Source organism: Marivivens donghaensis (genome assembly GCF_030410045.1).
Taxonomy (GTDB): domain Bacteria; phylum Pseudomonadota; class Alphaproteobacteria; order Rhodobacterales; family Rhodobacteraceae; genus Marivivens; species Marivivens donghaensis.
Map to the genome: position 1 here is coordinate 680170 of NZ_JAUFRA010000005.1, position 18688 is coordinate 698857.

The following is an 18688-nucleotide window of genomic DNA, read 5'->3' on the forward strand; positions in this document are numbered from 1 at the left end:
TTGCCCACTAACGTAGCATTTGCCCAAACCTGGGCATTGGGAGGAAATCATGAAATACACTGTGCGTGCCCTTTTGGGCGCAACCGCTCTGTGTTCGGCTGCTGCCCTAGCGCATGCTGAAACGCTGACCATCGCAACCGTGAACAACGGCGACATGATCCGCATGCAGGGTCTGACCGACGACTTCACCGCGAAAACCGGTCACACCGTTGAGTGGGTCACCCTCGAAGAGAACGTTCTTCGCCAGCGCGTAACCACCGACATCTCGACCAATGGCGGCGCATTCGACATCATGACCATCGGTATGTACGAAACCCCGATCTGGGGTGCGAACGGCTGGCTGGTCCCGCTCGACGATCTGTCCGAAGAGTACAACGTTGGCGACATCCTGCCTGCTATGGCTGGCGGTCTGAGCTACGACGGCACCCTCTACGCTGCACCGTTCTACGGTGAATCGTCGATGATCATGTATCGCACCGACCTGATGGAAAAAGCTGGCCTCGAAATGCCGACCGCTCCGACTTGGTCGTTCATCCGCGAAGCAGCCGCAGCAATGACCGACCGTGATGCTGACATCAACGGTATCTGTCTGCGCGGTAAAGCAGGCTGGGGTGAAGGCGGCGCGTTCATCACTGCGATGGGCAACTCGTTCGGCGCTCAGTGGTTCGACATGGACTGGAACGCAACTTTTGACGGCGAAGCATGGGCAAACACCCTCAACTTCTTCAAAGGCATGATGGATGAATCCGGTCCGGCTGGCTACGCCACCAACGGCTTCAACGAAAACCTCTCGCTGTTCCAGCAAGGCAAGTGCGGCATGTGGATCGACGCAACTGTTGCGGCATCCTTCGTCACCAACCCGAACGACTCGACCGTAGCTGACTCGGTTGGCTTCGCACTGGCACCGGATAACGGTCTGGGCAAACGTTCGAACTGGCTCTGGGCATGGGCTCTCGCGATCCCTGCAGGTTCGCAGAAAACCGACGCCGCGAAACAGTTCATCGAGTGGGCAACTTCGACCTCCTACATCGAGCTCGTAGCTGCAAACGAAGGCTGGGCAAACGTTCCTCCGGGCGCACGCGTATCGCTGTACGAAAACCCGAACTACAAAGACGTTCCTTTCGCACAGATGACCCTGGACTCGATCCTGTCGGCTGACCCGCTGAACGCAACTGTAAACGAAGCACCCTACGTTGGTGTTCAGTTCGCAGCGATCCCAGAATTCGCAGGTATCGCAACTGACGTAAGCCAAGAGTTCTCGGCAGCTTACGCTGGTCAACAGACCGTTGAAGAAGCTCTGGCCAAGGCACAAGCCCTGACCAACGACGCAATGGAAGCAGCTGGCTACCGCTAAGCTTTCCTCCAATGACGGTGGGTGGCCCTCGCGCTGCCCACCGCTCATTTCAATCTACGAATTACGCAAAGATCTTTAAGGTAGCGGCACAGCTACCAACAGAGGAAGTGCATTCATGGCGACCCAACATTCACGCGCTGCAGCTCGCATTATGATGGCCCCCGCGGTCATTCTATTGCTGGGTTGGATGCTCGTCCCGCTCACGATGACGCTCTATTTCTCGTTCAAGAACTACCTGCCCCTGCGTGGCGGCGACCTTGGATGGGCTGGATTCGAAAACTACACGCGCTTTGTCACAAGCAGTTCTTTCTGGCCGAGCATCCTCACCACCCTAATCATCGTTGGTGGCGTGCTGTTTATCACAGTCGTGTTCGGTGTTCTGCTGGCGCTCTTGCTGGACCGCCCAATGTGGGGCCAAGGCATCGTTCGCATCCTCGTGATTGCACCCTTCTTTGTCATGCCGACCGTGTCCGCACTGGTCTGGAAGAACATGTTCATGGACCCGACCAACGGCCTGTTCGCCCACCTGTGGCGCGCCTTTGGTGCGCAGCCCGTTGAATGGATGTCGCAGGCCTCCCTACCCTCGATCATCATCATCGTCAGCTGGCAATGGCTGCCGTTTGCGACCCTCATTCTGCTGACCGCGATCCAATCGTTGGACGGCGAACAACTCGAAGCGTCTGAAATGGACGGCGCACCTGCCCTGAAACGGTTCTGGTACATCATCCTGCCGCACCTAAGCCGTGCAATTACCGTCGTGATCCTAATCCAGACAATCTTTCTTCTGGCGGTTTTCGCAGAGATTTTCGTCACCACCGGCGGCGCATTCGGCACCAAGACACTCAGCTACCTCATCTTCCAGCGGGTTCTGGAAAGCCAAAACATCGGTCTGGGCTCTGCAGGCGGCGTCTACGCGATCATCCTCGCAAACATCATCGCCATCTTCCTGATGCGCATCGTCGGCAAAAACTTGGATAACTGAGGGAGGAGCAGTCATGGCACGCACCGTCACCACACGCCAAAAGGCGCTCAATACGACCCTCGCTTGGGCTATCGGTCTTCTGATCTTTTTCCCGATCCTGTGGACTATTCTGACCAGCTTTAAAACCGAAGGTCAGGCAATCTCTGATCCACCCATTTTCCTGTTCTTTGACTGGACGCTGGAAAACTACGCGATCGTTCAGGAACGCTCTGACTACCTGCGGTTCCTGACAAACTCTGTGATCATCGCAGTTGGCTCTACCCTCTTGGGCATCGTTGTCGCGGTTCCTGCAGCATGGTCGATGGCATTCGTTCCCTCCAAACGGACCAAAGACATCCTGATGTGGATGCTCTCGACCAAGATGTTGCCAGCGGTTGGTGTTCTTTACCCTATCTACCTGCTGTTCATCAAATTGGGTCTTTTGGACAACCGTTGGGGTCTGGTCGTTGTCCTGATGTTGATCAACCTGCCGATCATCGTCTGGATGCTCTACACCTACTTCAAGGAAATCCCGGGTGAGATCCTTGAGGCAGCCCGCATGGATGGCGCCACACTGCGCGAGGAAATCCTCTACATCCTCACGCCAATGGCCGTCCCTGGCATCGCCTCGACGATCCTCTTGAACGTCATTCTGGCTTGGAACGAAGCGTTTTGGACGCTCAACCTGACGGCCGCCAAAGCCGCTCCGTTGACCGCATTCATCGCAAGCTACTCCAGCCCTGAAGGCCTCTTTTACGCAAAACTCTCTGCTGCTTCGACCATGGCGATCGCACCGATCCTGATCATGGGCTGGTTCAGCCAAAAACAACTTGTCCGCGGTCTGACCTTCGGCGCCGTGAAATAAGGAAAAGAATAATGGGACGCATTACGCTAGATAAAGTCACCAAACGTTTCGGCGATGTCGAAGTTATCCCGCCGCTGGACTTGACCATCGAAGACGGAGAGTTCGTTGTATTCGTTGGCCCATCGGGTTGCGGCAAATCCACTCTTCTGCGCCTGATCGCTGGCCTTGAGGACGTGTCGGGCGGCCAAATCCGCATCGACAGCAAAGACGCCACCGACCTGCCGCCCGCAAAACGCGGTCTTGCGATGGTGTTCCAGTCCTACGCGCTCTACCCGCATATGTCCGTGCGCAAGAACATCGCCTTCCCGCTCAAGATGGCAAAGATGGATCAGGCCGAAATCGACCGCCGCGTGGATAACGCTGCAAAGGTTCTGAACCTCGATAGCTACATTGATCGCCGTCCGGGTCAGCTCTCTGGCGGTCAGCGCCAGCGTGTTGCAATTGGCCGCGCGATTGTGCGCGAACCAAGCGCGTTCCTCTTTGACGAACCGCTGTCGAACTTGGACGCAGCGCTTCGCGTTGGGATGCGACTTGAGATCTCAGAACTCCACGAGCGCCTGAAAACCACCATGGTCTACGTGACCCACGATCAGGTCGAAGCGATGACCATGGCAGACAAAATCGTGGTTCTGCAGGCTGGTGTGATCGAACAGGTCGGCTCCCCTCTCGAACTGTACCACACCCCGCGCAACAAATTCGTCGCTGGTTTCATCGGCTCGCCCAAGATGAACTTTATCGAAGGTGAAACCGCTGCACAGCATGGCGCGCACACCATCGGCATTCGTCCAGAGCACCTGACTGCATCCGCGACCGAAGGTCTATGGAAAGGTACAGTCAGCGTCTCTGAACATCTCGGCTCTGACACCTTCCTGCACGTTCATGAAACGGGCCTCGCGGAATCCATAACCGTGCGCGTTGGCGGCGAATTCCCCGTTCGCCACGGTGATACTGTCTATCTCACCCCCGAAGCCGACAAGATCCACCGCTTTGACGAAAAAGGGCTGCGGATTGCATGATACGGTTTTCGGGTAAATCGGTTCTGATCACGGGTGCAGCCCGCGGGATCGGTTTTGAATTTGCAAAGGCCTATGCTGCCGAAGGCGCGCGTGTTGCGATTGTCGACATCAACGCCTCGGCCGCATTGAAGGCCGCACAAACCATCGGCAATGGCGCAATCGCCGTTGCCTGTGATGTGGCGGATAAAGCTAGCATTGATAACGCCGTGAACACGGTCGAAACGGAACTCGGCGGGATTGACATCCTTGTGAATAACGCCGCGCTATTCTCGGCCGCACCGATCATTGAGATCACCGAGGCAGATTATCAAAAGCTGTTCTCGATCAACGTCTTTGGCACCATGTTCATGACCCAAGCTGTCGCGAAGGTCATGATCGCCAACGGCAAAGGCGGCAAGATCATCAATATGGCGTCCCAAGCTGGCCGTCGTGGTGAGGCCCTCGTGGGCGTCTACTGTGCGACGAAAGCCGCTGTCATCAGCTTTACCCAGTCAGCGGGCCTGAACCTGATCCAACATGGCATAAATGTGAACGCAATCGCGCCCGGTGTGGTGGATGGCGAACATTGGGACGGCGTCGATGCCTTCTTTGCCAAATATGAAAACAAACCCCTCGGTCAGAAAAAACGCGAAGTCGGTGCCGCCGTCCCCTTTGGACGCATGGGCAAGGCTGAAGATCTGACCGGAATGGCACTCTTTCTTGCCTCAAACGAGGCCGACTATGTCGTCGCACAATGTTTCGGTGTGGACGGCGGAAACTGGATGGCATGACCATGGCAATCGAACTCAACACCTCCGCTCTGGCTCAGCTCCCTGATACCATCGGCACCCCTTCTTACGACCGATCCGCGTTGACGGCGGGCATCCTCCACGTGGGGATCGGCAATTTCCACCGCGCGCACATGGCGGTATATCTCGACCGCCTGTTTGCACTGGGTGAAAGCCATGACTGGGCGCTGTGTGGCGCTGGCGTCCGCGCAGGCGACGCAACCATGCGCGACCGTCTTGCGAAACAAGACTGGCTGACAACCGTTGTCGAACTGGACCCCTCGGGCCTCACCGCTCAGGTCGTTGGTTCTATGATCGACTTCGTTGAGGTCGATCCCGAGGTCACCATCGCAAAAATGGCCGATCCCGCGATCAAAATCGTATCGACCACCATCACCGAGGGCGGCTATTACGTCGACGCCCTGACCGATGGTTTTGACACAAAACACCCCGACATTGTCGCAGATGCTGCGAACCCCGACGCGCCGAAAACCGTGTTCGGTATGGTGATCAAAGCACTCCGCATTCGTCGTGACGCTGGCCTTGCGCCGTTCACGTTCATGTCCTGCGACAACCTGCCTGAAAACGGTCACGTCGCAAAACGCACGGTCATTGGCCTCGCTCGTCTGTCTGACCCAGACTTTGCGGATTGGATCAGCGCAAACGTTGCCTTCCCGAACTCTATGGTCGACTGCATCACGCCAGCGACCTCTGACCGCGAACGCGCGATGGTTGCCGATAAATTCGGCATCACCGATGCGGTGCCTGTTGCCTGTGAACCTTTCCGTCAATGGGTCCTAGAGGATAACTTCCCCCAAGGTCGCCCAGCGCTGGAAAAGGTTGGCGCGGAATTCGTTGAGGATGTTGCAAAATACGAGTTGATGAAGCTCCGCATCCTGAACGGTGGCCACGCGGCGATTGCCTATCCGTCGGCTCTGATCGGGCATCATTTTGTTCATGATGCGATGGCTGATCCGTTGATCTCAGAATGGCTCGACGCATTGGAACAGCGTGAAATCATCCCGACGCTAACCCCGATTGAGGGCGTTGATTATCAGGCCTATCGCGAAAAGATCATCGAGCGCTTCTCGAACCCAGAAGTCGGCGACACGATCCCGCGTCTGTGCCTCGATGGGTCCAACCGTCAGCCAAAGTTCATCCTCCCGACCTTGCGTGACGCGCTGGCGGCGGGTGCGGATGTGTCTGGCCTCGCATTGGAAGTCGCGCTCTGGTGCCGTTATTGCGCCCGCGTGGATGAAGCTGGCAATGAGATCGCGCCGAATGACGACAACCATGTGGTTCTCAAATCTCTCGCGGATGAGGCCAAGGCTCGTCCCGCGGCATTTCTAGAAAACACTGCGGTGTTTGGTGATCTCGCCCAGAACGAGGTATTCGTGGCCGCCTTTGGAAAGGCCCTGAACAGCCTTTATGACAACGGCGTCAAAGCTACTCTGACCGCCTACATCAAAGGCTAAGCCTGTTAGACATCCTGAAACGGCGCTTCTGTTTAGAGGCGCCGTTTAGCTATGATCTGCGGCGCAATCGATAGCCCAATCCCGCCGAGCACCAGTGCCGCGCCGATGATCCACTGAACTGTGATCGGCTCGTTGATCCAGACCAGTCCACCGAGGCTGGCCAAGACGGGCACCATCAACTGCCCTACCCCTGCCAGCGCAGGGTCAATGACCGCCACAATCCGATACCAGAGCGCATAGCCAAGGCCCGAGGTAATGCCGCCCGACGCCATGGCGAGCACCAATGCTGGCCCACTGAGCGCCCCATTGCCGACCATCATCAACGGCAGCACGAACAGCAGGCACAGGGCAAAGCTCATCGCGTTCACGCGAACAGGATCCCCCGCCCCACGGCCGAGCAGAGTGTAGAATCCCCAGCTCATCCCAGCGAAGGACATCAGCATCAGATCAATGACGGACAAGGTTCCAAGGTCTGATGAAGGTTTCAACAGCCAGACCAACCCGAAGAAAGCCACTATCGCGCCGATCCATTGAAACACAGATGGGCGGTTGCCGCGTGCAACCACCGTAGCGAATATCGTGATCTGCACCCAGCCGAACAGCAGCAAGGCGCCAAATCCAGCGTCCAAAGTGCGATAGGCGAGTGAAAAGCCGACGATATAGCCGGCGAGGCACACAGCCCCTGCAAACGACCGCGCTTTTGTCGGCCACGCCCCTCTCTTTTGCAAAAGGGCTATCGTCATCAGAACGACCGCCCCTGTCGCCACGCGCACGACGGCAAAGGCCGCAGGATCGGCCCCGTAATCCACCACTGCCAAACGGATCAAAACCGAATTGGCGGCCAGTGCGAGCAACGCGCCAAGTGCTACGAGGTAGATCATTCGTGCCTCCAAACGAAAACGGGGCCGCGATTGCGACCCCGTTTCCCTATCATGCCTTCGGCGATGATTACATCATGCCGCCCATGCCGCCCATGTCGGGCATTGCAGGTGCACCGCCGTCTTTGGCAGGCTTGTCAGCAACCATTGCTTCGGTGGTGATCAAGAGACCAGCTACCGATGCCGCGTCTTCGAGAGCGGTACGGGTTACTTTTGCTGGGTCGATCACGCCGAATTTGAACATGTCGCCATATTCTTCGGTCTGAGCGTTGAAGCCAAAGTTTTTGTCGTCGGATTCACGAACTTTGCCAGCAACAACTGCACCGTCAACGCCAGCGTTCTCTGCGATCTGACGAAGCGGAGCTTCGAGAGCGCGGCGAACGATTGCGATACCAGCGTTTTGATCAGCGTTCTGACCTTCGAGACCAGCCAGAACTTTCGCAGCCTGAACCAGAGCAACACCACCGCCGACAACGATGCCTTCCTGAACAGCAGCGCGAGTAGCGTTCAGTGCGTCATCAACGCGGTCTTTACGCTCTTTTACTTCTACTTCAGTCATGCCGCCGACGCGGATAACAGCAACACCGCCAGCCAGTTTGGCAACGCGCTCTTGCAGTTTTTCACGGTCGTAGTCCGAAGAAGTTTCTTCGATCTGGGTGCGGATCTGTGCAACGCGTGCTTCGATCTCTGCTTTGTTGCCAGCGCCATCAACGATAACGGTGTTGTCTTTGGAGATCGAAACTTTCTTAGCCGAACCGAGCATGTCCATGGTGACGTTCTCGAGTTTCATGCCGAGGTCTTCGGAGATCACCTGGCCGCCGGTCAGGATAGCGATATCCTGCAGCATTGCCTTGCGACGGTCGCCGAAGCCCGGTGCTTTGACAGCAGCGATTTTCAGACCACCACGCAGTTTGTTCACTACGAGAGTTGCCAGTGCTTCGCCTTCAACATCTTCAGCGATGATGATGAGCGGCTTCTGGGACTGGATAACCGACTCGAGCAGCGGAACCATCGGCTGGAGCGACGACAGTTTTTTCTCGTGAAGCAGGATGACAGCGTCTTCCAGTTCAGCGACCATTTTGTCCGGGTTGGTTACGAAGTACGGGGAGAGGTAGCCACGGTCGAACTGCATGCCTTCGACGACTTCTACTTCGGTTTCCATACCTTTGTTTTCTTCAACGGTGATGACGCCGTCGTTGCCAACTTTCTGCATCGCGTCTGCGATCTGACGACCGATCGATGCTTCGCCGTTAGCCGAGATAGTGCCGACCTGAGCAACTTCGTCAGAGTCTGCAACTTCACGAGCCATAGACTTGATCTGCTCAACGACAGTGGTTGTCGCCATGTCGATACCGCGCTTCAGGTCCATCGGGTTCAGGCCAGCAGCAACCTGCTTGAGGCCTTCTTTTACGATTGCCTGTGCAAGTACGGTTGCAGTGGTGGTACCGTCGCCAGCTTCGTCGTTGGTGCGCGAAGCGACTTCTTTAACCATCTGCGCGCCCATGTTCTCGAACTTATCTTCCAGTTCGATCTCTTTAGCGACAGAAACACCGTCTTTGGTGATGCGCGGTGCGCCGAAAGATTTTTCGAGCACAACGTTGCGGCCTTTCGGGCCAAGGGTAACTTTTACCGCGTCAGCCAGGATGTTCACACCCTTGAGCATACGGTTACGGGCGTCGGTGCCGAATTTGACGTCTTTAGCAGCCATTGCTGTAGTCCTCGTCTAAAATAGTTTCAGGGAAAGGTACGATCTCAGGCGATGATGCCGAGAATGTCGCCTTCTTTCATGATGAGCAGCTCTTCGCCGTCTACGGTGACTTCAGTGCCAGACCATTTACCGAAGAGAACGCGATCGCCAGCTTTAACAGCCATTGCGATCAGTTCGCCGGAGTCCTTACGTGCACCTTCGCCGCAAGCAACTACTTCGCCTTCAGCCGGTTTTTCTTTGGCGCTATCAGGGATGATCAGACCACCCTTGGTTTTTTCGTCGCTCTCGACACGGCGGACCAGAACGCGGTCATGCAGCGGTTTAAAAGCCATTTTTGTAGCTCCTCAGCTATCGTTAAATCCTGTGTTAGCACTCACTCATGTCGAGTGCTAACGACGCATAGTTAGGAACCTGTCGTAGGGGTGTCAACAGTGGTGTAGAGGATTTTTTGTATCGCCTCCCCTGCTTGAACGGCATAAGTTAAATTACGACAAACAGGAGCCATGATGCGCGCGACCCTCACCGTTCTTTTCGTTTCCTCAGTTTTTCCCACCGCATCTTTGGCACTCTGTTCGGGCGCATCTATTGAGGCCTATTTACCCGCAGACGTTTTGGCTGAGGTAGAGCGCACGTCGGACGCCACCTTGAACGGTAAAGGCCTGATATGGCGGGCTGATCGAGACGGCGATCAGATCACCTTCTTTGGCAGCTTGCACATCTACGACCCGCGCCTCTTGCCGCTCAGGTATAAAGCCCGCGAGGCACTAGACGGCGCCGATATTTTGCTAGTCGAACAGACGACCGAACAGTTGCAAGAAATGCAGCGCGAGCTGCTCGCTGACCCAGCGTTGATCCTCCTGCCCGAAGGGCAAACGCTGATCGGCATGATCGACGACGCGTCATGGGAACTCCTTGCTGAGGCAGGCCGCGCCCGTGGGCTACCCTCACCGATGACCGCACGTTTTCAGCCGTGGTATCTGGTCGCCGCGCTCGGAACTCCGCCCTGCGCCATGCCCGACATTCAGGCAGGGCTGACGGGATTGGACGCGATGGTGATGGAGGACGCTGCTTCGCTAGGCGTTGAAACACGCGCGCTAGAGGACTGGCGCGACTCGTTGCGTATCCTTTACGACGATCCGATCGACGCCCAGATCGACATGCTCGAGATGTCGCTCTTACCGCCAGATATCGAGAGCGCGCTTTTTGCATCCACGTTCGATGCCTATTTCGCGGGTGACGTTGCCCGCGTGTGGGACCTATCGCGGGCCGCGCTCACCCTTGTTCCGAACGTCGATCTACCCCACGCGAACAAGGTGTTCGACGATTTCGCCGAAGGCCTCCTTGACGGTCGGAACATGAACTGGATCGACAACCTTGAAACCGCAGCAGCCGAAGGTCCCGTTGTCGCGGTGTTCGGTGCCGCGCACCTTTCGGGCGACAATGGCGTGTTGAATTTGATGGCCCAGAACGGCTGGACGATCACTCGGCTGGACGAATAGCCTCCTGACCGACCTCGGTTAATCCGTAAATGCCGACAGCCACTCGTTCGAACCAACCGTAGTGGTTGTCGGCCATCAGACGGGTCGCGGTTTTGACACCTGTTGCTTTGGCGACCACCGCCCCTTTACTCAGCCCTTCACTGGCTAGGAATTCCGCACAGGCAATCGCATCCTGCCTGTAGCCCGTCACGATCCCCTGCCGTGTGGCACCGCCGACGTTCGGATCGCCCCTCAGTCGATCAAATTCGCGCAGCAAAGCCTTCGCCTTGTTCGGTGACTTGCGCGGGGTATAGGGACCAGGATCGGCCAGAGTTTCCGTAAACCCGTCCGAGAGGCGAACCGTAATGACGCCAATCCCAAGCCGCCGACAGAGTTTCACATTGGCCTGCAACGCCTTCCAACTCGCCCGCCCGCTTTGCCGTGGCACACAAACATAGACATTGTCCGTAATGGCCAGACGCGCGACAGCCTGCTGCAAAAGCGTGAGCGAAAAGCTAGTCTTTAGCTCTACGATGACAGGTGGTTCGTCACCACGACGTCCCACCACATCGACCGCACCGACCTCGGCCTTCACGACGTAGCCCTGCCGTTCCAGCAGCGCCTTCACGGGCGCATAGAGATCAGTTTCGGAAATCCTAGCCATGGCTCAGACCTACCTTGCGCAACTCGACTGCGCAATTGCGGCATGGCCTTTGGTCGCAGCACGGCGCGAAGTGGTGACAACAACGCTGCCCGATCATATAAGGCCCGCGAATTGATATCGCACATGAGGCAGACCTCTATGACCACGCTTGTTTTCGGCCACAAATCTCCTGACACCGACTCCACTGGATCGCCCATCGTTTGGGCTTGGTATCTGAACGAAGTCAAAGGCATCGACGCAAAGCCCGTTCTGCTGGGCGAACCCAATACCGAAGCCGCCTTTGTGATCGAAAAATGGGGCTTTGCAAAACCCGAGATCATCTCGACCGTCGAAGCAGGCCAAAAGGTTGTCATCGTTGACACCAACAACCCAGCCGAGCTGCCTGATGCGATCAATGACGCGGACATCACCGCGATCATCGACCACCATAAACTGGTCGGCGGTCTGGAAACCAAAGGCCCGATCGACATCACCATCCGTCCGCTCGCCTGCACCGCGACCATCATGTATGACCTGATGGGCGACGACGCAGAAAAAATGCCGGACAACATCAAGGGCGCGATGCTGTCGTGCATCCTATCCGACACGCTGGAATTCCGCAGCCCAACCACGACGGACGTGGACAAAGCACTGGCCGAGAAACTGGCGGCTGAACTCAACATCGACATCAGCGCTTACGCGTCTGAACTGTTCGAAGCCAAATCTGACGTGTCGTCCTTCTCTGACGCTGAACTGCTGCGCATGGACTCGAAGGAATACAATGTCGACGGCACCGAACTGCGCGTCTCTGTTCTGGAAACCACCGCACCGAAGATCATCCTCGACCGCAAGGCAAGCCTGATGGCATCGATGGTTGACGTCGCCAAAGAAGACGGCGCGGATCAGGTTCTCCTCTTCGTCATCGACATCCTGAACGAAGAAGCGACCCTGCTCGTTCCCAACGATCTGGTCAAAAAGATTGCTGAAGCATCGTTCGATTGCACCGTCGAAGGCGATACCGTCGTTCTTCCGGGCGTTATGTCCCGCAAAAAACAGATCATTCCGAGCCTTAAAGTCTGATCCAGTCCAAGGGCGCTTCGGCGCCCTTTTTACTTTAATGAGTTCGGAGTCACTTATGACATTTAAGAATTTAATGATTGCTGGCTGCCTCTTATTTGCCGTACTCGCCGTTGGATTGGTCTTTGCGCCATCGTTGTTTTGCACTCTTTTTGGACTGCCTTCCGATGACTCAGCACTCGTCATGGCGCGGCGCGCTGGCGTATTAATGGTTGGCTTCTCGATCCTGACCTATGTTCTAAGAAACTTACCGCCGACCCCTCTTCGCCATAACGTCATGAAAGGCTTCATCGTAAAGTTGCTTTTGATGGCGGGGCTTGGGATCATAGAACTAATAAGCGCCAATGTTGGGACAGGTATTTTGCTCGCAGTACTTACGGAAATCGCGTTTGCTTGAGCGTTTTGGACGACCCGCAATGATTTCACCTAGTTTCCTGCGTGAAATGCAACGTGGTGAAGAGGCCGCCGTTACGGCCCTTCTGACCGATGCTTTCGGCCAACCTGACGAGGCGCGTCTGGTTGAAAAGCTGCGCAAGTCCCGCGCGATCGCAGGGGAAATGGTGCTGCCTTCCGAACAAGGGATCGTTGGCTACCTCGCTCTATCGCAGATGATCGCGCCCAAAGGTTGGCTCTGCCTCGCGCCGGTTGCCATCCACCCCGATCTACAGCGCAACGGTTATGGCCGTCGCATGGTCGGAATGATCGCGGAATGGGCGCGTTTATCTGGACAAACCTTGGTCGTTCTTGGCGACCCGTCGTTCTATTCGCGCTGTGGTTTCACGCCTGCGCCAGATGGGCTCACCTCGCCCTACCCCGTCGAATACACAATGGTCGCTGGCCCCGCCAAAGCGAAATCACTGGACCTGAAGTATCCTGCCGCCTTTGGCTAGACGCTTTTCTTTTACACGGGCGGGCTATACTCAGGCCTTAACCGAATAGAAGAGCAGCCCATGACCCAAATTATTGAAAACTTCGCCGAAATCGCTGATCAATATGACGCCCTGTTTGTGGATCTCTGGGGCTGCATGCACAACGGCCTCACATCTTTCCCCGCTGCGGTCAAAGCGATGCAGGACTACCGCAAAACAGGCGGCAAGGTGATTTTCGTGACCAACGCGCCGCGGGCTTGGGATCTGGTCGCAAAGCAGATGAACCGCTTTGGCATTCCCGAAGACAGCTTTGATGCCATCGCAACCTCGGGTGACGCTGCACGCGTGGCCTTGTTTACAGGTGCCGTGGGCCAAAAGGTCTATTTCATCGGCGAAGCACATGACGACAGCTTTTTCGAACCGATCAAGGTCGTCGAAAACCCGCTAGAGATTACCCGCGTCCCCCTCGAAGAGGCCGAAGGCATCGTAAACTGCGGCCCCTTCGACCCTCATGCAGAGCCTGACGTGATGCGCCCAGAGTTCCTCTTTGCCCGCGAAAAAGGGATGAAGATGCTCTGCGCAAACCCTGACATTGTGATCGACCGCGGCGAAACCCGTGAATACTGCGCGGGGGCTTTGGCGAAACTCTACACTGAAATGGGCGGTGAGAGCCTCTATTTCGGTAAACCTCACCCGCCGATCTATGACCTTGCCCGCCGCCGTTTGGCGCAACTGGACATGAACGCTGACGAGGCCCGCATCCTATGCATTGGCGACGGTATTAAGACGGACATTTTGGGTGCCGAAGGCGAAGGGTATGATTCCCTTTTCATCACGGGTGGCCTCGCTGCGGAAGAGACTGCGACCAAAGTCCAACCCGACGCAGAATTGCTAAACGCCTACCTGCAAAAGGAAAAACAGTCTCCAACCTACGCCATAGGCTTTTTGCGCTAGCACAATAGGGGGTTGTTTTTTCTGCGGTTGCAAAGTAATAAAGTTTCAAGTGATAACCCAAAAGGGACCATTTGTTACGCAATGGAGCCGAGTATGCTGGATAACTTCCCCCGCGGTACGATCTGTATCGAAGATATCGAAATCGGTATGATCCGGTCTTTGCGTAAGGTCGTGACAGACCGCGACATCGAAATGTTCGCTGAAGTCTCAACGGACCGTAACCCTGTGCACCTTGATGACGACTATGCCCAAGACACGATCTTTGAAGGTCGTATCGCGCATGGGATGCTCACCGCTGGGCTGATCTCTGCGGTAATTGGCGAACAGCTACCGGGTCACGGCACGGTCTATCTAGGTCAATCGCTGAAATTCCTCGCCCCTGTCCGCCCTGGCGATATGGTTTTGGCGGAGGTTGAGGTCACAAACATCGACCATTCCAAACGTCGCGTGACCATGGAAACGCGCTGCCTCGTCAACGGCAAAAAGGTACTGATCGGCGAAGCAACCGTTCTCGCACCGTCGCGGAAGTTCGACTGATCTTGCATGCGTCGGCTTGGGCGGCTACGCATCGCCTATGCGCATTATTCGAGACACCTTATTCCTAGACCCCAATGATCGTGGCGCGGCTGCGGCCATCGGGAATTTCGACGGCGTCCATTTGGGCCATCAGGCAGTCATTGATTTGACCCGTAAGGCGGCGTTTGATCTGGGCGCACCTCTCGGCGTGATGACGTTCGAACCGCATCCGCGTCAGTTCTTTGCCCCCGATGCACCGCCGTTCCGTTTGATGAATGCCGAAGCCAAGGCTCATCGCCTGCGCAAACTGGGTGTCCAAAAACTCTACGACGTGCCGTTTAATGCCGCCCTCGCCCAATTCACCCCTCGCGAATTCGCAGAGACGATCATCGTTCAGCGCCTCGGCCTCGTGCATGTCGTCGTTGGGGCTGATTTCTGTTTCGGCGCGAAACGGGCTGGCGATGTGGAAACGCTGAAATCACTTGGTGAAGAGCTTGGGTTCGGCGTGACCGTCACCCCGCTTTTGACGTTTGAAGAGGAAGTCTCCTCCACGAATATCCGCAATGCCCTGTCCGATGGCCGTCCTCGTGACGCTGCACGTATGCTGGGCCATTGGCACCGCATCGAAGGCCCCGTGATCCGTGGCGACCAGCGTGGTCGTGACCTTGGCTACCCGACGGCGAATATGTCCATCACGAACCTTCACCAGCCGAAACTGGGTGTTTACGCGGTAAAGGTCGACGTCCTCGAAGGACCGCACGCAGGCAGTTACGACGGCGCCGCTTCGATCGGTGTCCGCCCCATGTTTGGCGAAGACAATGTGCCGAACATCGAAACCTTCCTTTTTGATTTCAAAGGCGACCTCTACGGCACGCCGCTTTCGGTCGCGCTTGTGGATTATCTGCGTCCCGAACTGAAATTCGACAGCCTCGATGCGCTCATCGTTCAGATGGCGAATGACTGCGATACAGCCCGAAAGATCCTCAAAGATGTCTGACATCGACCGCAGCGGTTTGCGCCCGAACTACTGGAAAACCGTTCCGATGGTGAAGATGAACCGTCAGGAATGGGAAGCGCTTTGCGATGGCTGCGGGAAATGCTGCCTGAACAAGCTTGAGGACGAAGATACGGGTGAAGTCGCGCTGACCAACGTGGCCTGCCGCCTTTTGGACGACGCGACTTGCTTGTGCAGCCAATACGACATCCGCCATCAGTTCGTGCCCGAATGTATCGTGCTGACGCCCAAGACGATTTTGGATAACCTATACTGGCTCCCGCAAACCTGCGCTTACCGTCTGGTTCATGAAAAGCGTCCGCTCTACGACTGGCATCCGCTGATCTCGGGTAATTCGGAAACCGTGCATCTAGCAGCCGTTTCGATGCAGTACCGCACGCTCTCTGAATTCGATATCGCCGACGAAGACTGGGAAGACCACATCATCGAGGAACCGATCTAATGTTTTTTGCCTCTGACAATACGAGCCCCGTTCATCCTAAAGTGATGGAAGCCCTAACGGTAGCAAACACAGGCTATGTGTCGTCATATGGCAGCGACCCGATCATGGAGACGGTTCGTCAAAAAATCCGTGATCTGTTTGAGGCTCCCGAGGCCGCCGTATACCTTGTCGCAACGGGATCTGCCGCCAATGCACTGGGCCTCGCCCTGATCACCGAGCCGTGGCAGAGCGTATTCTGCCATCGCAGCTCCCACATCGAAGAAGACGAATGCGGCGCGCCAGAGTTTTACATCGGCGGCGGCAAACTCTGCCTCGTCGAGGGCAAAGACGCTAAAATGTCGCCCGAAGCTCTTCGCAACGCGATCGAATTCACAGGCCGTGGTGGGGTTCACAACCTCCAACGGGGCGTCGTGTCGATTACCAACGTCACTGAGAAGGGCGCGGTCTATTCCGTTGCTGAGGTCGCAGAGTTGACCGCTATCGCACGAGATTACGGCCTCCCCTGCCACATGGACGGCGCACGTTTCGCCAACGCCATCGTCGCAAGCGGCGTCACCCCTGCAGAAATGACGTGGAAAGCGGGCATTGATATCCTTTCGTTCGGCGGCACCAAGAACGGCCTCATGGGTGTCGAAGCGGTCGTGATCTTTGATCCAAAACTCGCTTGGGAATTTGAACTGCGCCGAAAGCGCGGCGGCCATCTGTTTTCCAAGCACCGCTATCTGTCCGCCCAAATGGATGCCTATCTAACCGACGATCTGTGGCGCGACCTCGCGACCCATGCGAACGCAATGGGACAATTACTGTCCGCTGGCATCCAAAAGATCAACGGCGCGACGCTCTTGCACCCGACCGATGCGAACATGGTGTTTGCGGGTTTCCCACGCGGCGCGCATCAAAAGGCATTTGCCGCTGGGGCCAACTACTATTTCTGGCCGTTCAACCAGAACCTTGAAGGCCCCGCCGACGAAACCCTCACTGCGCGATTGGTTGCCAGTTGGTCGACGACAGAGCAGGATATTGAGGCGTTCCTCAACGCCCTCAACTAAGAAATCCTGCGGCAAAAGCGTATTAAGGCATGGTAAAACTTTGCCTTAACGGTTCCGTGTGCTACGCGGTCCCTGCGTCACGATTCCGTCACACACGGACAACAGCCTGGGACTCTGCCACATGCCGTCGATCACTGAACCGAAACTGATTTCGGGGAACGCCAACAAACCGCTCGCTCAATCCATTGCCCGTCGCATGTCGATGCACCGAGGCATGAATGTTAACCTTGTTGATGCTCGTGTAGAGCGTTTCAACGACGGCGAAATCTTTGTCGAAGTTTTCGAAAACGTCCGTGGCGAAGATATGTTCGTCATTCAGCCGACGTCGAACCCTGCCAACGACAACCTGATGGAGCTGCTGATCATCACCGACGCGCTGAAGCGTTCGTCGGCTGGTCGCATCACCGCAGTTATCCCCTACTTCGGTTACGCTCGTCAGGACCGCCGCACCAAGGCACGCACGCCGATCAGCGCGAAACTGGTTGCGAACCTCATCGCCGAAGCGGGCGTTGACCGCGTTCTGACCATGGACCTGCACGCAACGCAGATCCAAGGTTTCTTTGATATGCCGGTAGACAACCTCTACGCCGCACCAATCTTTGCGCTGGACATCAAACACCACTTCAAAGGCGACATGGACGACATCATGGTCGTTTCGCCTGACGTTGGTGGTGTCGCTCGCGCACGTGAGCTTGCCAAACGCATCAACGCTCCGCTGTCGATCGTCGACAAACGCCGCGAGAAAGCTGGCGAAGTCGCTGAGATGACCGTCATCGGTAACGTCGAAGGCAAAAAATGTATCATCGTGGACGACCTTTGCGACACCGCAGGCACGCTCTGCAAAGCCGCTGAACACCTGATGGAAGCAGGCGCCTCCGAAGTGCACGCGTACATCTCGCACGGTGTGATGTCTGGCCCAGCCGTTGAACGTGTCACCAACTCGGTCATGAAATCGCTGGTGATCACCGATACCATCCAGCCGTCTGACGCGATCCTGAACGCCTCAAATATTCGTGTGGTTCCAACCGCGCCGATGTTCGCTCAAGCGATCCTAAACACGTGGAACGGCACCTCCGTGTCGTCGCTGTTCGAAGACCAGACCCTAATCCCGATCTACGAAGGCCTCTACAACGCCAACTAATCTGGATCGAAACTCGAGAAACACGAAACCCCCGAACGGAAACGTCGGGGGTTTTTCTTTGGTCAATGACAAATGAGTTAGACAACGTCCCAGTCATCGTCATGTGGCACCTCGCCAATCGACTGCCACGCCACACGGACGCGAGCGATTTTCGTATCGCCCCATGTCTGAAACACAATAGCGAAACCTGTTTCGGTGATGTCCTCAGCCTGCACATCGGTGCGGCAATTGGTGGTGTTCGAAATATCGACCATCGATAACCAGCACTGAACCATCGGCAACGAACGATACGGCGACGAAAAGGTAACAGCCCGCCGCAAACTACGGTGACCATCACCCGACCACATTGGACCGTCGGTTTCAAAGTCCGAGAACAAGACAACCTCGCCTTGATCCACACCAATAAGATGATTTTGAAGCTTCTTCATTACCCGTTACGCTATAAGTCCCAAAAAACGTAGACCAGAGAAATTCGTCAAA

The 18688-nt window shown here is 56.2% G+C and carries 21 protein-coding genes; 16 read left to right on the forward strand and 5 right to left on the reverse strand.

Translation table 11 applies throughout. From position 1 onward, the window contains the following. The first annotated feature begins 49 nt into the window (after window positions 1-49). The 6 genes from QWY83_RS08980 to QWY83_RS09005 all read left to right on the forward strand — a co-directional run bounded on the left by QWY83_RS08980 (window position 50) and on the right by QWY83_RS09005 (window position 6438). The gene (locus QWY83_RS08980; protein WP_249945224.1) at window positions 50-1354 is read left to right on the forward strand and encodes an ABC transporter substrate-binding protein; all 1305 of its coding nucleotides are present in this window, start codon (window positions 50-52) and stop codon (window positions 1352-1354) included. A gap of 115 nt (window positions 1355-1469) precedes the next feature. Further along, the gene (locus QWY83_RS08985) at window positions 1470-2336 is read left to right on the forward strand and encodes a carbohydrate ABC transporter permease (protein WP_067551440.1); all 867 of its coding nucleotides are present in this window, start codon (window positions 1470-1472) and stop codon (window positions 2334-2336) included. Window positions 2337-2349: 13 nt separating this feature from the next. Then, window positions 2350-3180 carry a carbohydrate ABC transporter permease gene (locus tag QWY83_RS08990; protein WP_067551443.1) on the forward strand — a complete coding sequence of 277 codons (831 nt, stop codon included), beginning with the start codon at window positions 2350-2352 and terminating at the stop codon, window positions 3178-3180. Window positions 3181-3191: 11 nt separating this feature from the next. Beyond that, window positions 3192-4196 carry an ABC transporter ATP-binding protein gene (locus tag QWY83_RS08995; RefSeq protein WP_249945223.1) on the forward strand — a complete coding sequence of 335 codons (1005 nt, stop codon included), beginning with the start codon at window positions 3192-3194 and terminating at the stop codon, window positions 4194-4196. Then, a complete protein-coding gene (locus QWY83_RS09000) occupies window positions 4193-4966 on the forward strand; it encodes an L-iditol 2-dehydrogenase (RefSeq protein WP_290245945.1) in 774 nt (257 codons plus the stop codon). Before QWY83_RS08995 ends, QWY83_RS09000 begins: the two co-directional genes overlap by 4 nt. 2 nt (window positions 4967-4968) lie before the next feature. Continuing rightward, window positions 4969-6438 (forward strand): mannitol dehydrogenase family protein, encoded by a 1470-nt coding sequence (locus QWY83_RS09005; protein WP_249945222.1) that lies wholly within the window; start codon window positions 4969-4971, stop codon window positions 6436-6438. A 32-nt stretch (window positions 6439-6470) separates the two neighbouring features. On the opposite strand, the gene QWY83_RS09010 is transcribed toward QWY83_RS09005, so the two are convergent. The 3 genes from QWY83_RS09010 to QWY83_RS09020 all read right to left on the reverse strand — a co-directional run bounded on the left by QWY83_RS09010 (window position 6471) and on the right by QWY83_RS09020 (window position 9356). Beyond that, a complete protein-coding gene (locus QWY83_RS09010) occupies window positions 6471-7319 on the reverse strand; it encodes a DMT family transporter (protein WP_249945221.1) in 849 nt (282 codons plus the stop codon). Window positions 7320-7386: 67 nt separating this feature from the next. Further along, window positions 7387-9024 carry a chaperonin GroEL gene (gene groL, locus QWY83_RS09015; RefSeq protein WP_067551455.1) on the reverse strand — a complete coding sequence of 546 codons (1638 nt, stop codon included), beginning with the start codon at window positions 9022-9024 and terminating at the stop codon, window positions 7387-7389. Between the two features lie 44 nt (window positions 9025-9068). Continuing rightward, a complete protein-coding gene (locus QWY83_RS09020; RefSeq protein ID WP_067551458.1) occupies window positions 9069-9356 on the reverse strand; it encodes a co-chaperone GroES in 288 nt (95 codons plus the stop codon). 174 nt (window positions 9357-9530) lie between these two features. Between QWY83_RS09020 and QWY83_RS09025 the strand changes: the two genes are divergently transcribed. Next, window positions 9531-10523, forward strand: coding sequence for a TraB/GumN family protein (locus tag QWY83_RS09025; RefSeq protein ID WP_249945220.1), 993 nt, complete (start codon window positions 9531-9533; stop codon window positions 10521-10523). Here the strand turns inward: QWY83_RS09025 and QWY83_RS09030 are convergent. Next, window positions 10504-11166, reverse strand: coding sequence for a DUF2161 domain-containing phosphodiesterase (locus QWY83_RS09030; RefSeq protein WP_249945219.1), 663 nt, complete (start codon window positions 11164-11166; stop codon window positions 10504-10506). The two genes, QWY83_RS09025 and QWY83_RS09030, sit on opposite strands and share 20 nt — an antisense overlap. Before the next feature lie 138 nt (window positions 11167-11304). On the opposite strand from QWY83_RS09030, the gene QWY83_RS09035 reads away from it, so the two are divergent. From QWY83_RS09035 to QWY83_RS09075, 9 genes are all read left to right on the forward strand, one after another. Then, a complete protein-coding gene (locus tag QWY83_RS09035) occupies window positions 11305-12225 on the forward strand; it encodes a manganese-dependent inorganic pyrophosphatase (RefSeq protein WP_249945218.1) in 921 nt (306 codons plus the stop codon). 55 nt (window positions 12226-12280) lie between these two features. Beyond that, complete coding sequence (locus QWY83_RS09040) at window positions 12281-12619, forward strand: hypothetical protein (protein WP_249945217.1); 339 nt, start codon at window positions 12281-12283, stop codon at window positions 12617-12619. 19 nt (window positions 12620-12638) lie between these two features. After that, a complete protein-coding gene (locus tag QWY83_RS09045; protein WP_249945216.1) occupies window positions 12639-13112 on the forward strand; it encodes a GNAT family N-acetyltransferase in 474 nt (157 codons plus the stop codon). Window positions 13113-13172: 60 nt separating this feature from the next. Beyond that, window positions 13173-14045 carry a TIGR01459 family HAD-type hydrolase gene (locus QWY83_RS09050; RefSeq protein WP_249945215.1) on the forward strand — a complete coding sequence of 291 codons (873 nt, stop codon included), beginning with the start codon at window positions 13173-13175 and terminating at the stop codon, window positions 14043-14045. A 93-nt stretch (window positions 14046-14138) separates the two neighbouring features. Then, complete coding sequence (locus tag QWY83_RS09055; RefSeq protein ID WP_067551686.1) at window positions 14139-14582, forward strand: MaoC family dehydratase; 444 nt, start codon at window positions 14139-14141, stop codon at window positions 14580-14582. A 37-nt stretch (window positions 14583-14619) separates the two neighbouring features. Continuing rightward, the gene (locus tag QWY83_RS09060; RefSeq protein WP_105234440.1) at window positions 14620-15558 is read left to right on the forward strand and encodes a bifunctional riboflavin kinase/FAD synthetase; all 939 of its coding nucleotides are present in this window, start codon (window positions 14620-14622) and stop codon (window positions 15556-15558) included. Further along, window positions 15551-16018, forward strand: a complete 468-nt coding sequence (locus QWY83_RS09065) for a YcgN family cysteine cluster protein (RefSeq protein WP_249945214.1) — start codon at window positions 15551-15553, stop codon at window positions 16016-16018. The genes QWY83_RS09060 and QWY83_RS09065 overlap by 8 nt, the downstream gene beginning before the upstream one ends. Next, the gene (locus QWY83_RS09070) at window positions 16018-17067 is read left to right on the forward strand and encodes a threonine aldolase family protein (protein WP_249945213.1); all 1050 of its coding nucleotides are present in this window, start codon (window positions 16018-16020) and stop codon (window positions 17065-17067) included. The genes QWY83_RS09065 and QWY83_RS09070 overlap by 1 nt, the downstream gene beginning before the upstream one ends. Before the next feature lie 121 nt (window positions 17068-17188). After that, the gene (locus QWY83_RS09075) at window positions 17189-18208 is read left to right on the forward strand and encodes a ribose-phosphate pyrophosphokinase (protein WP_105234437.1); all 1020 of its coding nucleotides are present in this window, start codon (window positions 17189-17191) and stop codon (window positions 18206-18208) included. A 77-nt stretch (window positions 18209-18285) separates the two neighbouring features. Here QWY83_RS09075 and QWY83_RS09080 read toward each other — a convergent pair whose 3' ends face one another. Further along, on the reverse strand, window positions 18286-18636 hold the full coding sequence (locus QWY83_RS09080; RefSeq protein WP_067551485.1) for an H-type lectin domain-containing protein: 351 nt from the start codon (window positions 18634-18636) through the stop codon (window positions 18286-18288). Between the last annotated feature and the right edge of the window lie 52 nt (window positions 18637-18688).

What these genes read in the sequence shown, in the direction of transcription:
- QWY83_RS08980 (WP_249945224.1), top strand. Translation starts at nt 50, where the DNA reads ATGAAATACACTGTGCGTGCCCTTTTGGGCGCAACCGCTCTGTGTTCG.
- QWY83_RS08985 (WP_067551440.1), top strand. Translation starts at nt 1,470, where the DNA reads ATGGCGACCCAACATTCACGCGCTGCAGCTCGCATTATGATGGCCCCC.
- QWY83_RS08990 (WP_067551443.1), top strand. Translation starts at nt 2,350, where the DNA reads ATGGCACGCACCGTCACCACACGCCAAAAGGCGCTCAATACGACCCTC.
- QWY83_RS08995 (WP_249945223.1), top strand. Translation starts at nt 3,192, where the DNA reads ATGGGACGCATTACGCTAGATAAAGTCACCAAACGTTTCGGCGATGTC.
- QWY83_RS09000 (WP_290245945.1), top strand. Translation starts at nt 4,193, where the DNA reads ATGATACGGTTTTCGGGTAAATCGGTTCTGATCACGGGTGCAGCCCGC.
- QWY83_RS09005 (WP_249945222.1), top strand. Translation starts at nt 4,969, where the DNA reads ATGGCAATCGAACTCAACACCTCCGCTCTGGCTCAGCTCCCTGATACC.
- QWY83_RS09010 (WP_249945221.1), bottom strand. Translation starts at nt 7,319, where the DNA reads ATGATCTACCTCGTAGCACTTGGCGCGTTGCTCGCACTGGCCGCCAAT.
- groL (WP_067551455.1), bottom strand. Translation starts at nt 9,024, where the DNA reads ATGGCTGCTAAAGACGTCAAATTCGGCACCGACGCCCGTAACCGTATG.
- QWY83_RS09020 (WP_067551458.1), bottom strand. Translation starts at nt 9,356, where the DNA reads ATGGCTTTTAAACCGCTGCATGACCGCGTTCTGGTCCGCCGTGTCGAG.
- QWY83_RS09025 (WP_249945220.1), top strand. Translation starts at nt 9,531, where the DNA reads ATGCGCGCGACCCTCACCGTTCTTTTCGTTTCCTCAGTTTTTCCCACC.
- QWY83_RS09030 (WP_249945219.1), bottom strand. Translation starts at nt 11,166, where the DNA reads ATGGCTAGGATTTCCGAAACTGATCTCTATGCGCCCGTGAAGGCGCTG.
- QWY83_RS09035 (WP_249945218.1), top strand. Translation starts at nt 11,305, where the DNA reads ATGACCACGCTTGTTTTCGGCCACAAATCTCCTGACACCGACTCCACT.
- QWY83_RS09040 (WP_249945217.1), top strand. Translation starts at nt 12,281, where the DNA reads ATGACATTTAAGAATTTAATGATTGCTGGCTGCCTCTTATTTGCCGTA.
- QWY83_RS09045 (WP_249945216.1), top strand. Translation starts at nt 12,639, where the DNA reads ATGATTTCACCTAGTTTCCTGCGTGAAATGCAACGTGGTGAAGAGGCC.
- QWY83_RS09050 (WP_249945215.1), top strand. Translation starts at nt 13,173, where the DNA reads ATGACCCAAATTATTGAAAACTTCGCCGAAATCGCTGATCAATATGAC.
- QWY83_RS09055 (WP_067551686.1), top strand. Translation starts at nt 14,139, where the DNA reads ATGCTGGATAACTTCCCCCGCGGTACGATCTGTATCGAAGATATCGAA.
- QWY83_RS09060 (WP_105234440.1), top strand. Translation starts at nt 14,620, where the DNA reads ATGCGCATTATTCGAGACACCTTATTCCTAGACCCCAATGATCGTGGC.
- QWY83_RS09065 (WP_249945214.1), top strand. Translation starts at nt 15,551, where the DNA reads ATGTCTGACATCGACCGCAGCGGTTTGCGCCCGAACTACTGGAAAACC.
- QWY83_RS09070 (WP_249945213.1), top strand. Translation starts at nt 16,018, where the DNA reads ATGTTTTTTGCCTCTGACAATACGAGCCCCGTTCATCCTAAAGTGATG.
- QWY83_RS09075 (WP_105234437.1), top strand. Translation starts at nt 17,189, where the DNA reads ATGCCGTCGATCACTGAACCGAAACTGATTTCGGGGAACGCCAACAAA.
- QWY83_RS09080 (WP_067551485.1), bottom strand. Translation starts at nt 18,636, where the DNA reads ATGAAGAAGCTTCAAAATCATCTTATTGGTGTGGATCAAGGCGAGGTT.